13 protein-coding genes are annotated in these 14,571 nt (G+C 68.6%); 8 read left to right on the forward strand and 5 right to left on the reverse strand.

What is annotated here, in order from left to right; genetic code table 11:
• The first annotated feature begins 12 nt into the window (after positions 1 to 12).
• The 6 genes from E7T09_RS12815 (at position 13) to E7T09_RS12840 (ending at position 8,097) form a co-directional block, all read left to right on the forward strand.
• The gene (locus tag E7T09_RS12815) at positions 13 to 2,142 is read left to right on the forward strand and encodes an ATP-dependent RecD-like DNA helicase (protein ID WP_136389598.1); all 2,130 of its coding nucleotides are present in this window, start codon (positions 13 to 15) and stop codon (positions 2,140 to 2,142) included.
• Positions 2,143 to 2,430: 288 nt separating this feature from the next.
• Positions 2,431 to 4,482 (forward strand): DUF4900 domain-containing protein, encoded by a 2,052-nt coding sequence (locus E7T09_RS12820; protein WP_136389599.1) that lies wholly within the window; start codon positions 2,431 to 2,433, stop codon positions 4,480 to 4,482.
• Positions 4,479 to 4,940: a type II secretion system protein gene (locus E7T09_RS12825; RefSeq protein ID WP_205747013.1), complete on the forward strand. Its 462-nt coding sequence runs from the start codon at positions 4,479 to 4,481 to the stop codon at positions 4,938 to 4,940. The genes E7T09_RS12820 and E7T09_RS12825 overlap by 4 nt, the downstream gene beginning before the upstream one ends.
• 19 nt (positions 4,941 to 4,959) lie before the next feature.
• Positions 4,960 to 5,472, forward strand: a complete 513-nt coding sequence (locus E7T09_RS12830) for a prepilin-type N-terminal cleavage/methylation domain-containing protein (protein ID WP_136389600.1) — start codon at positions 4,960 to 4,962, stop codon at positions 5,470 to 5,472.
• A gap of 10 nt (positions 5,473 to 5,482) precedes the next feature.
• Positions 5,483 to 6,322 carry a PilW family protein gene (locus E7T09_RS12835; RefSeq protein WP_136389601.1) on the forward strand — a complete coding sequence of 280 codons (840 nt, stop codon included), beginning with the start codon at positions 5,483 to 5,485 and terminating at the stop codon, positions 6,320 to 6,322.
• Positions 6,323 to 6,435: 113 nt separating this feature from the next.
• Positions 6,436 to 8,097, forward strand: coding sequence for a CTP synthase (locus tag E7T09_RS12840; protein ID WP_136389602.1), 1,662 nt, complete (start codon positions 6,436 to 6,438; stop codon positions 8,095 to 8,097).
• Position 8,098: 1 nt separating this feature from the next.
• On the opposite strand, the gene coaE is transcribed toward E7T09_RS12840, so the two are convergent.
• Positions 8,099 to 8,734 carry a dephospho-CoA kinase gene (gene coaE, locus E7T09_RS12845; RefSeq protein WP_136389603.1) on the reverse strand — a complete coding sequence of 212 codons (636 nt, stop codon included), beginning with the start codon at positions 8,732 to 8,734 and terminating at the stop codon, positions 8,099 to 8,101.
• Between the two features lie 163 nt (positions 8,735 to 8,897).
• Between coaE and E7T09_RS12850 the strand changes: the two genes are divergently transcribed.
• Entirely contained in the window at positions 8,898 to 9,686 is a 789-nt protein-coding gene (locus E7T09_RS12850; RefSeq protein WP_136389604.1) for a hypothetical protein, read from the forward strand.
• Positions 9,687 to 9,927: 241 nt separating this feature from the next.
• Entirely contained in the window at positions 9,928 to 11,109 is a 1,182-nt protein-coding gene (locus tag E7T09_RS12855; RefSeq protein WP_240741774.1) for a tetratricopeptide repeat protein, read from the forward strand.
• Between the two features lie 65 nt (positions 11,110 to 11,174).
• Here E7T09_RS12855 and E7T09_RS12860 read toward each other — a convergent pair whose 3' ends face one another.
• From E7T09_RS12860 to E7T09_RS12875, 4 genes are read right to left on the reverse strand one after another with little or no spacing between them, the layout of a single operon-like run.
• Positions 11,175 to 11,876: an ABC transporter ATP-binding protein gene (locus E7T09_RS12860; protein ID WP_370293949.1), complete on the reverse strand. Its 702-nt coding sequence runs from the start codon at positions 11,874 to 11,876 to the stop codon at positions 11,175 to 11,177.
• A gap of 7 nt (positions 11,877 to 11,883) precedes the next feature.
• Entirely contained in the window at positions 11,884 to 12,651 is a 768-nt protein-coding gene (locus E7T09_RS12865; RefSeq protein WP_136389606.1) for an ABC transporter ATP-binding protein, read from the reverse strand.
• Entirely contained in the window at positions 12,648 to 13,577 is a 930-nt protein-coding gene (locus tag E7T09_RS12870; protein ID WP_136389607.1) for a branched-chain amino acid ABC transporter permease, read from the reverse strand. The genes E7T09_RS12865 and E7T09_RS12870 overlap by 4 nt, the downstream gene beginning before the upstream one ends.
• Positions 13,578 to 13,581: 4 nt before the next feature.
• The gene (locus E7T09_RS12875; RefSeq protein ID WP_136389608.1) at positions 13,582 to 14,556 is read right to left on the reverse strand and encodes a branched-chain amino acid ABC transporter permease; all 975 of its coding nucleotides are present in this window, start codon (positions 14,554 to 14,556) and stop codon (positions 13,582 to 13,584) included.
• Positions 14,557 to 14,571 lie beyond the last annotated feature (15 nt).

Consider the following 14,571-nt stretch of genomic DNA (forward strand, 5'->3'; position numbering starts at 1 on the left):
ATCCTGAGGCCTATGCCTGCCCCGCCTGCCACCGAGCCCCTGCGCGTGTCGGGTGGCGTGAACCGGGTGCGGTTCCGTTCGGATACAGGCTTCACGGTCATGACGGCCAAGATCCGCAACGCCGACGGTGAGGATCCCGACGCGACCGTGATCGGCGTGATGCCGCCCCTGGAGGCCGGGGACGCCTTCAGCGCGGACGTGGTGATGGAGGAGCATCGCGAGTACGGCTATCAGTACCGCGTGCTGAACATGGTGCTGGAGGCGCAGCCGGTCGACCTGACCGAGGCCGGGATCGCCGCGTACCTCGAAGCACGTGTGGGTGGCGTGGGCAAGGTGCTCGCCGGGCGGATTGCCCGGACTTTCGGGCCGGGTACCTTCGACATCCTGGAGCAGGAACCCGACAAGCTCCTGCAGGTGCCGGGCGTCACGGCGTCCACGCTGCACAAGATGACGTCCAGCTGGTCGCAGCAGGGCCTGGAACGCCGGTTGCTGGCAGGCCTCCAGGGCCTGGGCCTGAGCATCTCGCAGGCGCAGCGGGCCGTGAAGCACTTTGGCGAGGCGGCGCTGGAACGCCTGACCGCCGATCTGTTCGCCCTGACCGAGGTCGAGGGCATCGGTTTCCTGACGGCCGACAAGCTGTGGCAGGCGCAGGGCGGAGCGATGGACGATCCCCGGCGCCTGACCGCCGCCGCCGTGTACGCCCTGCAACAGGCGGGGCAGCAGGGCGGGCACTCCTTCCTGCCGCGCGACCGGGCCGAGCGCGGTGTGCTGCACTACACCCGCGTGTCGCTGCCCCAGGCGCGGCTGGCGGTGGACACGGCGGTGGAACTCGGCCGCCTGAGCGCCGACGAGCTCCCCCTCTTCGACGGCGAGAGTGGCGCGGAGGGCCGCATCTACCTGCCCCATGTGCTGCGCGCCGAGAAGAAGCTGGCCGGACTGATCCGCACGCTGATCGCCACGCCCCCGGCTGGCGAGGAGTGGACCGTTCCGGCGGGCGCGGCGGCAGGGCTGTCCGTGGAGCAATCCGGCGTGCTGGAACTGCTCATCGATCACCGGCTGGTGGTGCTCACGGGTGGCCCCGGCACCGGGAAGAGCACCACGACCCGCGCCGTGGCCGACCTCGCCGAGCGGCTGGGCCTGGAGGTCGCGCTGTGCGCCCCGACCGGCAAGGCCGCCCGCCGCCTGGGCGAGGTCACGGGCCGCAGTGCGAGCACCGTGCACCGCCTGCTGGGGTACGGCCCGGCGGGCTTCCGGCACAACCACCTGGAGCCGGCGCCCTATGACCTGTTCATCGTGGACGAGGTCTCCATGATGGGCGACGCGCTGATGCTCTCGCTGCTCGCGGCGGTGCCGCCCGGCGCGCGCGTGCTGCTCGTCGGAGACACCGATCAGCTTCCCCCTGTGGACGCCGGGCTTCCGCTGCTGGCCGTGGCGCAGGCCGCGCCCACCGTCCGCTTGACCCAGGTGTACCGGCAGGCGGCCGAGAATCCCATCATCCGCGCCGCGCACGGCCTGCTGCACGGCCGCGCGCCCGAGTGGGGAGATCCCCGGCTCAACCTCACGGAGACCGACCCGGACGGCGGCGCGCGGCGCGTGGCCCTGATGGTGCGCGAACTCGGGGGGCCGTCGCAGGTGCAGGTGCTCACGCCCATGCGTAAGGGGCCACTGGGCATGGACAACCTCAACCACCATCTCCAGAGCCTGTTCAACCCCGGCGAGGGCGGCGTCCGCATCGGTGAGGGCGAGGCGCGGCCCGGCGACGCCGTCGTGCAGACCAAGAACGACTACACCAACGAGGTCTTCAACGGCACCCTGGGCACCGTGCTCAAGGCCGACGGCGGCCGCCTGACCGTGGATTTCGACGGGAACATCGTGGAACTCGCCGGAGCGGAACTGTTCAACCTGCAACTCGGCTATGCCCTGACCGTGCACCGCGCGCAGGGCTCGGAGTGGAGCACGGTGCTGGGGGTGCTGCACGAGGCGCACATGCCCATGCTGTCTCGTAACCTGGTCTACACGGCCTTGACCCGTGCCCGCGAACGCTTCTACTCGGCGGGCTCCGCAAGCGCGTGGCAGACGGCCGCGACCCGGCAGCGCGAGGTGCGCAACACGGCGCTGCTCGAACGCATCCGCGCCCGGTGAGGGCAGCACGGGCTTCCGGGCGGGCCCTTCACGCGGGCCGTGTGCTGGTCAACCTATACGGCCCCGACCTGACGACCGGGACTTCCCCTGAACGTGCGGCGCATTCAGCAGCTCAAACGGCTCTGGGCGGCCTTCGAACCCCCGAAACCGGTCGGGAATGCGCGGGGATGTTGCAAGCACACGGCCTCTGACAGAACCCTGACAGGAATACACCTGAATGTGGGGTTTTGTAAATTTGACCCCCAGCCGGGTGTGAGGGCTCCTTGAGTCTTCCTCCATACTCGGGGAATGAGGTTTTCCCACCGTACGCAGGGCGCGACGCTGATCGTCTCGCTGCTGTTCGTAATGCTGATCCTGGCGGTAATCATGGCCGTGACAGCCCAGGTGACGCTCTCGACCCGCCGTTCCAGCGCCGACCAGCAGCGCGTTCTGGCGGCCCGCTACGCCGCGGAATCCGGTGTGGCGCAGGTGCAGGCTCGGCTGCGCACCATGAAGGCCCTGCTGGATTCCTCCAGCATTCCGCCCAGCGTGGGCAACTCCGTGGTCGACGCGCGCATCCGTGACCTGTGTGGTGTCACGGTGCTGCCAGCAGCCACGCGCGCGGGCACCACGGTCTGCACGTTCCCGTCCCAGGGCCTGTCGGGCAATGTGGCGCAGGTGGGCCTTTTCGATCTGGCAGTCGGCGCGACGGATTTTGCCCGGCAGGGCTTCCGGAACACGGCCACCAGCGACCGCGAGACCTACTGGATGAACATGTTCTCCGGCACGGCCCAGCGGGACTATACGGGCAGCAGTCAGGACGGCAGCACCTACCACGCCACCTTCGGGCTGGTGCCCACCGAACTGCGGCGCTACCCGGAAGGCTACCGCCTGACCTTCACCGTGCCGTCCGTGACCGCGCAGGGCATCACGCCGCTTGCCACGCAGCGCGTCCGGGCGCGCGCCACGACCGACGGGTCGGACGTCACGTACTACCTGCGGATCGGCCGGGGCTCGTTCGCGAAGTACGCCCTGTTCACCAACCACCACTTCCAGAGCGCCGACGCCGAGGATCGCGGCGACCGCATCAACTTCACCGCCCGGACGCTGTTCAGCGGCCCGGTTCACACCAACCAGCATTTCCTGTTCGAGGGGAACGCCAGCGGCCAGCCAGTCTTCTGGGGGCCGGTCACGAGCGCCGGCTGCCCGGATGGGGACATCGGCGCCGTCACCGCGACGGACGGCTCGACCGGGGACGGCTGCACAGTCGCCGCTCAGCCCGGCGCCTATTTCGATGCCTCCGCCGAGGCCTTCGTGGGTGTGGGGGCCATGACCCCCTCGGTGGATGCGCCCGTGTCCGGTGACAACGCCCCGCAGTTCAACAGCACCGTGCAGTGGGACGCCGACTTCGTGCCGCTGCCCTCGAACAACCAGAACCAGAACTTGGCGGCCAGGCAGGGTGGCCTGCTCCTCAGCGGGGACGTCACGGAACTGAGACTGTCCCGCGCCTTGATCGGTGGCGTGGAACGCCAGCGCATCACGTACACGCAGGGCGGCAAGACCGTTGAGCTCTCGTACGGCCAGGATGGCCTGCTGTGGCTGCTGGACACCTCCGGCACCTGGGTCAGCGCGGCCCGGGACTCGGAAGGTGTCATCACCGCGTCGAGTCCGCAGGCGAGCTTCAATGGCGTGATCTCCGTGCAGGGCGGCAGCATCCAGAACCTGAACGGCGGCCCGAATGCCGCACAGCCGATCCCGGCGGGGGCCAGCATCGCCAGTTTCGCGGGCATCACCGTGGCCGCCAGCGGCGACGTCAACGTGACCAGTTCCCTGACCTACACCGACCCGCCCTGCAGCGGCGAGAACACAACCACGGCCCCCGCCCCCTGCGATGCCCTGAACGCGACGAACATCCTGGGCGTGTACTCCAGTGCCGGGAACGTGAACCTGGTCAGTCCACGCGGGTGCCCCGGCGGCGACGGCACGTGCCCCAGCCTGAGCGAGAACCCCGAAATCGACGCGATCCTGATGGCCAGTCAGGGGGCCGTGCAGGTTCAGGGCTTCGACCAGGGCACGCCGCTGGGCAGCGTGAAACTGCTGGGCGGCGTGATCGAGAACTATTACGGGGCCTTCGGGCAGTTCGACGCCAGCGGCCCCACGCACGGCTACGGCCGGAATTTCGTGTACGACCAGCGCACCGCCGACGGCTACGCTCCACCGGCGTTCCCCACCCAGCAGAACTGGACCATCGGGCTATATACCGCCCAGCCAGACGGCTCGGAGAAGAAGATGGGGCCGGACGATGGCCGGGGCATCCGCCTTCAGGGCGACTCGGTCTCGATCGGCGAGGGCGGCTCGTGAACCCGCACGGCCCACGCTCGGGCTTCACCCTGGTCGAGATCCTGGTGGTTCTGGCGATTCTCGGCATCCTCATGGGTCTCTTCGGGCTGACCCTGCTGCGCAGCCTGCGTCAGAGCCAGCTGCGCGAGGCGGCCTCGCAGCTGGCCGGTGACCTGCGCCGCAGCCGCGCGGACGCGCAGAATTCCGGCCAGGCCAGCACCCTGACCCTGGACAGCGCAAAGACCCGGTACACGCGTATGGTCGGTGCCGGCGCGCCGCAGGCCCTGGACGTGCCGAACGGCGTCACCGTCACGGCCGTCGAGGGCGGCCCCAGCGTCACGTACCGGCCTCCTTTCGGGACGCTGGGCGCGGACGGAGCCGTCTGGGAAGTGCAGAGTCCTGCCTCCGCCGACCTGCGGCTGTACGTGAAGGTCGTGGGGATCACAGGGAAGGTGATGATCAGTGCCACGCAGGACTGACCAGGTGGGCAAGCCCGGTATGGGAACGACCGTCCAGCTGGCCCCGGAGGTGATCCCATTGGTTCCCGGACAGGCCGCTCCGGCCGTCAGGCCACGGGACCCCCAGGCGGGCTTCACGATCATCGAGATCATCGTGACCATCGCGCTGCTGAGCGTGATCGTGCTGGTCGTTCTGACGCCCCTGACCGGCTTTTTCGGGCTCACGCGGCGCAGCAACGACCAGGTGACGGCCACGCAGGTCACGCAGCGGGCGCTGGAAACCATCCGGGGCGAGTGGCTCAGCGTGGCCCGTTACGACCAGGTGTGCGTGAAGACGCCGCTGCCCGTGACCTTCCCACCTCTGGACATCCAGATCACGGATCTCGATCCGGACGGCCAGAACCTGGGCGGCGTGCCGTGGCGCGGCCAGTGTGATCCGGCGTATCCGCTCAGCCCGGCCGACCGTGCTCCGCTGCGGCGCGTCCAGGTCACCCGCTCGGACGACACCGGGCGCGTGCTGTCGCAACTGACCGTGCTGGTCGACCGCCCGTGAGTCCGGCACCATGCCCGTAACCCACAGATCCGGGTTCACCCTGATCGAGCTGCTGGTCGCCCTGGCGCTGGGGCTGGTGATCCTGGCGGTCGCCAGCGACCTGTTGATCTCATCGTCACGCAGCGCCACGGATCTGCAGGGCCGCAACGACCTGCTGCAGGAAAGCCAGATTGCACAGAATTACCTGGTGGCCCAGCTGCGTGAGGCCGTGTACGTCTTCCCGCAGGACACGGATCTGAATCTGGGCGCGGCGGCCACGACCGCCCGGCCCGGCGGGAGCACCTGGCGGGTGGGGGAGACCACCTGGCCGGTGGTGGCCTTCGTGCGCCCGCCCAGGCAGGTGGGCACTCCCTGTGTGATTGCGCCAAGCGTGCTGGACCCGGATTCCTGCTACCAGTTCCTGGCGTACTATCCGCTGCCCCGCACGACCTGGGTGGGCGCGGTCGGTGGCGCGGACAATCCCGGCCCGGACGCCGTGAACGCCGACCGCTGGGTACTGGTCGAATACCGCAGCACGTATGCGGCGGCTCCGTTGATGGCGACCCTGCCGACGGCTGGAGGAGCCACGTACACGCCCCCGGCGGGTGGCGAGGCCCGCCTGCTGCTCGACTACGTGCAGCCGCCCACGCTGGCCCTGCCGGGCACCCCGCCGCTGTTCGACCTCAGCAACCTCAACGATTCGGGCACGTGGACGCAGAAGCCCGGCGAGATCAGCGTGACCGTGAACCTGGCCGTCTCGCGCCACATCGGGCGGTGGGACGTCATCGTGCCGAACCGGGGAACCGACGCCGCCGCCTCGGTGACCACGGTGGGGGCCGTACCGCGCAACCTGGGCAAGCTGCCCAACTGACTGTCTTCTCCCTGGGGTGGGCGTGCTATCCTGAAATCCCGGAGGCCGAGCGCCCCGGTTTTTCATTTTGGCCCCACCCCACCGCTCCTGGGGGCCAGACGCTCGGAGTGAACATGAAGTACATCTTTGTGACCGGCGGTGTGGTCAGCAGTCTCGGCAAGGGCGTCGCCAGTGCCAGCCTGGGTGCCCTGCTGCGTGCGCGCGGCTACCGCGTGTCGGCCGTGAAAATCGACCCGTACATCAACATCGACGCGGGCACCATGCGTCCCTACGAGCACGGCGAGGTCTTCGTGACCGCGTCCGGCGCGGAAACCGACTTGGACATCGGCAATTACGAGCGGTTCCTGGATCTGGACATCCCGCCGGGCAGCAACATCACGACCGGGCAGGTGTACCAGGAAGTCATCCGCAAGGAACGCGCCGGGGATTACCTGTCGCAGACGGTGCAGGTCATTCCGCACGTCACCGACGAGATCAAGCGCCGCATCCGCGCGGCGGGGGAATCGGCGGGCGCAGAGATCGTGCTGATCGAGGTGGGCGGCACGGTGGGCGACATCGAGTCCCTGCCCTTCCTGGAGGCTATCCGGCAGTTCCGCTTCGACGAGGGCGAGGACAACGTGCTGTTCCTGCACCTGACGCTGGTTCCGTACCTGGGCACCAGCAACGAGTTCAAGACCAAACCCACCCAGCACTCGGTGGCGGCGCTGCGCTCCTACGGCATCAGCCCGGACATCGTGATGGTGCGCAGCAAAGAGAAACTGCCGCCCGAGATCACGCGCAAGATCGCGCTGTTCACGTCCGTGCGCGAGAACCGGGTGTTCTCCAGCTACGACGTGTCGCACGTGTACGAGGTGCCGCTGGCGCTGGAGGAACAGGGCCTGGGCAAGGCGGTCGAGGACCTGCTGGGCCTGGAACGCACCATGCCGAACCTGGGGGTGTGGACGAACGCCGTGCGCACCATCAAGCAGCCGGCGCGCGAGGTGACCATCGCCATCGCGGGGAAGTACACGGCCATGCCCGACGCGTACCTGAGCCTGATGGAGTCCCTGACGCACGCCGGGATCGCCAACGACGCCCGCGTGAACATCAAGTGGGTGAACGCCGAGGAACTCGCTGAGGCGGGTGACCTCGCCGCGCAACTCGGGGACGCCGACGGCATCCTGGTGCCCGGCGGCTTCGGCATCCGCGGCATCGAGGGCAAGATCCGCGCGGCCGAGTACGCGCGCACGCGCGGCGTGCCGTACCTGGGCATCTGCCTGGGCATGCAGATCGCCGTGATCGAGTACGCCCGCAACGTCGCCGGGCTCGCGGGCGCGAACTCCACCGAGTTCGACGAGTACGCGCCCCACAAGGTCATCGACCTGATGCCCGAGCAGCTCGACGTGGCCGGGATGGGCGGCACCATGCGCCTGGGCGACTGGCCCATGGAACTGCGCGCCGGCACGACTATCGCGGCGCTGTATGGCGTCCCGCAGGGCGGCACCGTGCGCGAACGCCACCGCCACCGCTTCGAGGTGAACCCCGCGTACACCGGCTCACTGCAGAGCGCCGGCCTGACCATCAGTGGTGTCACGCCGGGCATGAACGGGCGTGGTGCGGGACTGGTCGAGAGCATTGAGATCGACGGGCACCCGTTCTTCGTGGCCCTCCAGGCCCACCCGGAGTTCAAGAGCCGCCCCATGCGGCCCAGCCCGCCCTTCGCCGGGTTCGTGAAGGCCGCCCTGGCCCAGAACGGTCAGCCGGTGAATCCAGTGGCCCAGACGGCCCAGGTGTAATTCAGGCTCTGGGCAGCTCAGGAGTGATCCCCAGCGTCTGCAGCGCGGCGTCCACCTGAATCCCCAGCTCCTCCCGGGTTCCGGCATTCTCGATCACCACAGATGCCCGTCGGCGTTTCTCGTCGGCGGGCATCTGTCGGGCGTCGCGGGCCAGCACCTCCTCGCGGCCCAGGCCACTGCGCGCCATGACGCGCGCCACCCGGATCTCCAGCGGGGCGTCCACGACCAGCACGGCGTCCATGCCGGCCTCCAGATTGCCCTCGAACAGCAGGGGGATGTCCTGCACGATCCAGCGCGCGCCACGTGCGGCGGCCTGGGTCTCCAGCGCCGCCATTCTGGCCCGCACGCGCGGATGGACGATGGCGTTCAACTGCGCCAGCCGGGCCGGATCGGCGAAGGCCACGGCCCCCAGCGCCGGGCGGTCGAGGACGCCCCCACGCACTGTGCCGGGGAAGGCCAGCCCGATCTGGGCCAGCGTCTCCGGTTCATCCGTGACCAGTCTGGCTTGCTCATCGGCGTCCAGCACGGTCAGGCCGCGGGCGCGCAGCAGGGCCGCCACCGTGCTCTTGCCCGCGCCGATGCTGCCGGTCAGACCCAGACGGCGAAACGGGGTCGGCGGGCGCGTCAGAAACGTCATTTCTCTGGACTGTAGCAGCCCCCTGAAGGGGGAACCCGGTGTGCTGTAGGTCAGCCGTACTTCATCCCCTATCATCACTTCATCATGGGAATGTCATGAACGGGCCGGGGGCGGACTTCTGCCCTCTGTGACGCACGAGATCACCCACGGAGGATGAACGGACATGACGACACAGCCCCTCACAGCCCGCCCGGTCGTACCCGCCGAACCACTGCCACTCACGGCCCCCGTGGCCACCACCCTCCCTGCCCGAACCCTGGTGCGCGCGCTGCTGACGGCCGCGTGCCTGCTGATTCCGCTGAGCGTCGTCACACAGCTTGCCAAGCTGTCCCTTCCGGACTTCTTCGCGCGTGACCTGCTGGCCAGCCTGTTCGACCTGGGCGGCGAGGCGAACCTGCCCTCGGCGTTCTCGGCGGTGATCCTGTGGATCGCCTGCGCCCTGCTGTGGGCGATCGGTCAGGCCAGACGCGCGCAGGCCGACCGGTTCGCCCGCGTCTGGCTGGGCCTCAGCGCCGTGTTCGGCTACCTGGGCCTGGACGAGTTCGCGCAGCTGCACGACCGCACCGTGCCGATCCTGCGCCACCTGATGGGCGGCCACGCCAGCGGCGGCCTGCACTACGCCTGGATTCTGGTCTTCGGCCCGCTCGCCCTGCTCGTGTTTCTCGCCACGATTCCCTTCCTGCGCAACCTCCAGGCCCGCACCCGGAACGGCATGGTGCTGTCCGGCGCGATCTACCTGTCCGGTGCGCTGGGCCTGGAGGTCGTCAAGGGCGTCATCGACGAGGCCTACGGCTTCGACAGCGCTCCCATGCTGGCCCTGATCACCGTGTCCGAATCCCTGGAAATCTTCGGCGTGATCCTGTTCATCGTTACTCTCCTGACCTACTGGCAGGAGCAGCTGCCCGGCTACCGGATGGTCATCGGGCTCAGGGAACACCAGTCAACAAACTGAGCTTCTGACTATGGACGCGGGCCAGGCCACTACGGTCGGGCTCGCGGTTCACGTGTTCGTCAGATGACCGTCAAACGCTGCAGCGAGACTGGCCCAGGGCCGGTTGCGGCCCGCTGTCCTCACTGCCACTTCACCCGGCCCTGAAGTGTGTTCCCGTATCATGCGATCATGTCCCATCGGGGCAGGACGTGGGCTGGGGGATCCCAGCGCCCTTACGTCTGATCCCCACGGAGGTTTCCGAGTGAACGTACGCCCCACCCTCATCAGCCTGTTAGTGCTGAGTGCGCCGCTGGGTGCCGCGGCCCAGAATCAACCGGCCACGCCCCCTGCCCAGACCACGCCAGCCCCGGCTGTACCGGCTGCGCCGCAGCCCAGAACCATTCCCGCCGCGAACTACGTGGCGTTGGGCGTCTATTACTACGAGCAGGGCAAGTACGACGAGGCGTATGTGGCGTTCCGCGCCGCGTCCGAACTGGAACCCGGCAACGGCAACGCCCTGCTGGGCCTGGGCCGCTCGCAGGTGAAGCTGCGGCTGTACAGCGCCGCCATCGAGACCCTGAAGAAGCTCATCACGGTGGACAGCCGCAACATCAGCGCGTACATCGCCCTGTCGCAGGCGTACCAGCAGCAGTACATCGGGGCCGGAGACCGCGCCAGCGTGACCGGCAACCTCGCCGAGGCGCTGCGGGTGCTGAGCGACGCCGAGACGCTCGCGCAGGCCCAGACGGGCACCGACCGCAGCGTGAGCCTCAGCAAGGTCTGGAACGAGCGCGGCTACGTGTACAAACTCCAGGGCGACGGCCCGCAGGCCATCGACGCGTTCAAGCAGGCCAGCACCCTGAACCCCGACAACGCGATCTTCCTGTACAACCTGGGCGACATGTACTACGCGACCGGGAACCTGCCGCTGGCGCTGGATTACCTGCAACAGGCCGTGATCGCCGACCCGCGTGATCCCTACAACCGTGCGTACTACGCCAAGCTGCTGGCCCTGAGCGGCAACGTCACGGCGGCCCGTCCCGAGGCCGCGCAGGCCGCCAAACTCGCTCCGGACAACGCCTACGCCGTCGGCGAGTATGGAGTGGTCAGCTACCTGTCCAAAGACACGGTCACGGCCAATGCCCAGTTGACGGCCGCCATCAAACTCGACCCCCTGCGCTACCCGGAGTTCTACTACTACCTGGGCCGCCTGAACCTGGACGGCGGTGACCTGAAGTCCGCGCGTGACAACCTGACGCGCGCCGCCGCGTTGGGCAGCAACACGCCCGAATACGCGTACTACCTGGGCCTGAGCTACGAGCGGGGGGCCGGCATCATGGCGCCCGACAAGGTGAAGGCCCGTGAGAACTACCAGCGGGCACTGAAACTCAATCCGAACTACAAGCCCGCCCAGGACGGCCTGGCCCGCGTCGGCACGAGCTGAACTGAGCCCTCCCCATGAAGCGGAGCCGCCCCGATCTGGAGCGGCTCCGCTTCATGGTGGGCCTCCTAGCCGCCCAGATAGGCGTGCAGCACCCGCTCGTCGTTCACGAGTTCGGCACTGTTGCCAGTAAACGTGATCTGCCCGGCTTCGAGGACGTATGTGCGGTGCGAGGCGTTCATGGCGAGTCTGGCGTTCTGCTCGACCAGCAGGATGGTCACGCCCTGTGCGTTCAGATCCCGGATGATCGAGAAGATCTCGCGCACGATGATCGGCGCGAGGCCCAGGGAGGGCTCGTCCAGCAACAGCAGTTTCGGGCGGCTCATCAGCGCGCGGGCGATGGCGAGCATCTGCTGCTCGCCGCCCGACAGCGTGCCCGCGAGCTGCGAGGCGCGTTCGCCCAGGCGTGGAAAGCGCTCGTACATCTGCTTTATGTCGGCTCGCATGTCGGCCGCCGGACGGGTGTACGCCCCGAGTTCGAGGTTGTCCTGTACGCTCTGGCGCGCGAGCACCTGACGCCCTTCGGGGCTCTGGGCGATGCCCAGCTTCACGGCCTCGTCGGCCGGCACGCGCGTGATGTCCCGCCCGGCGAAGCGGATGGTGCCCGATACGGGCCGCAGCAGCCGCGACACGGCGCGCAGGGTGGTGGTCTTGCCCGCACCGTTCGCGCCGATCAGCGTCACGACCTCGCCCTCCTCCACGGTCAGCGACAGGTCGCGCACCGCCTGGATCGCGCCGTAGTTCACGCTCAGGTGCTCGATGTCGAGCAGGGCCATCTCACTCACCTCCCAAGTACGCTTCAATGACCTTCGGATCGCGCTGCACGCTGGCGGGGTCGCCCACTGCGATCAGCTGCCCGAAGTTCAGCACGGCCACGCGGTCGCACAGGTTCATGACCAGCGGCACGTGGTGCTCGATGACCAGCACGGTCAGGTCGAACTGGTCGCGCACCTGTCGGATGAAGCTGGTTAGCTGGCCCTTCTCGCTGGTGTTCATGCCGGCGGCGGGCTCGTCGAGGAGCAGCACGCGCGGCCCGGTCGCCAGGGCGCGGGCGATCTCCAGGCGGCGCTGGTCGCCGTAACTGAAGTTCGCGGCGAGTTCCCCCGCCCGGTCGCCCATGCCCACCAGGTCGAGCAGGTCCCACGCGCGGCGTTCCACCTGAGCCTCCTCGGCCCGCGCGCCGCCGAACACGCCGCGCCACAGCCCAGTGTGGGTGCGCTGGTGCTGCGCGATTTTCACGTTCTCCAGCGCGCTCAGCCCCCGGAACAGGCGGATGTTCTGGAAGGTGCGGCTCAGGCCCAGGGCCGCCACGCGGTTGGGCTGCAGGCCCGTCACCGTCTGCCCCCGGTAGCTCAGCGTGCCGCTGCTGGGGGGCGTCAGGCCGGTCATCAGGTTGAACAGCGTGGTCTTGCCCGCGCCGTTCGGGCCGATCAGGCCGAAGATCTCGCCCTCACGCACGTCGAAGGACACGTCGTTCACGGCGACCAGGCCGCCGAACCGCCGGGTCATGTTCCGCGCCTCTAGGATCACGGGCGCAGCGGTCATGGCTTGACCTCCGCTGGCTGCACCGGGGCGGGGCGCTGCGGCGGGCGGGGACGGCCCAGCCGCTCCAGCGCGCCCACGATGCCCTGCGGCAGGTACAGGCTCGCCACGACCAGCACCAGCCCGTTGATGACCAGGCGCCAGTCGGCCAGGAAGCGCAGCACCTCCGGCACGGCCGTCAGCAGCGCGCCGCCCACCACCGGCCCCCAGATGTTGCGCGACCCGCCGATCAGCACGAAGGCCAGCGTGGCGATGCTGGCGTCGAAGGTGCCCTGCCGGGCGTTCCACGAACTCAGCAGCGGCGCGCTCATGGCCCCCACGATGCCGGCCAGCACCGCGCCGATCACGAAGGCGAGCACCTTGTACTGCGTTGGTGGCACGCCCATGGCATCGGCAGCGAGTTCATCCTCTCGGATGGCGCGCAGCCCCCGGCCCACCCGCGAGCGTTCGAGCTGCCGCGCGAACAGCAGCGCCAGGATCAGCAGCGGCCCGAAAATGAAGACGTACTGCCAGCGGTCGGCAATGCCGAAGGGCTGCGGAATCCCGAAGATCCCGATGGCCCCCCCGGTGATGGTCAGGTTCAGGCTGATCACACGCAGGATCTCGACAAAGGCGATGGTCGCCAGCGCTAGGTAGATGCCGCGCAGCCGCAGCGCCGGAATACCCACCGCGAGGCCCAGCACGCCGGCCAGCAGCGCCGCGACCAGCCACGTCAGTGGGAAGATGCCGTTGCCGAGCGAGTCGCGCAGGCCGGACAACGCCGGGTTGGTCAGCATGATCGCCGCGGTGTAGCCGCCCAGCGCGTAGAACCCAGGGCTGGCGAGGCTGAGTTGCCCCGCCTGGAGCGGGAAGTACAGGCTCAGGCCCAGCAGGCCCGCCTGGATCATGGTGACCAGCAGGAAGCCGTAGGTGGCGAGGAAATCGGTCATGGTGTCATACCTTCTGGATCGCGCTGCGGCCCAGCAGGCCCTGTGGACGCACGAGGAGGATGACGAACAGCAGTGCGAAGGCCACCGCGTCCTTGTAGGCCGAGTACTGTGCGGGCACGAAGGCCTCGGCCAGGCCGATGACCAGCCCGCCCAGTACTGCGCCGGGAATGCTGCCCAGCCCGCCCAGCACGATCACCGCGAGGCCCTTGAGGCCATAGACCACCCCGAAGTACGGCCCGGCCACCCCGAACGCCGTGCCGACCAGTGTGCCGGCCAGCCCGCCCAGGAAGCCCGACAGGAAGAAGGTGATCACGATGAAGCGGTCGACTGAGATGCCGAGCAGCGACGCCGTGGTGGGGTTCTCCGCGACGGCCCGCAGCGCCTTGCCGATCTTGGTGCGGCCGATCACATAGCCCAGGATGACCAGCATCACCAGGCTGACCGCGAAGATGATGACCTGCACGGTGCGGATGATCACGATCTTGCCGCCCAGCGTGAACGACAGCGCCGGGGGTGTGCTGCCGTAGGCGTCCGACGGGAAGTTGTAGATCTCGGCGCCGACGAGCAGCTGGATCAGGTTCACGATGACCAGCGCTACTCCCAGCGAACTGACCAGCGCGAGCAGCGGATCGGCCCCGCGCGACCGCATCGGCCGGAACGCGAGGCGTTCGATTAGCACGGCGACCAGTCCGGCCAGAATCGCCCCGATCAGGGTGGCGAACGCGAAGGTCAGCGGATGCCCGGAGAGCGGTGAGCCGTTCGGAAACAGGTTGATGCCCTTGAGCAGCCCGTTGTTCTCGAACTGCCCGACCACCAGCGTGTACGTGAAATACGCGCCCAGCGTGAACACCGCCCCGTGCGCGAAGTTGATGATGCCCAGGATCGAGAACACCAGCGTGTATCCCAGCGCGAAGATCGCGTACACGCTCCCGATTGCCAGGCCGTTCATGAGGTTCTGGATGAACTGACTGAACTCCATGCGGGCTCCTTCAGG

It is taken from the genome of Deinococcus sp. KSM4-11 (genome assembly GCF_004801415.1).
Lineage (GTDB): Bacteria > Deinococcota > Deinococci > Deinococcales > Deinococcaceae > Deinococcus.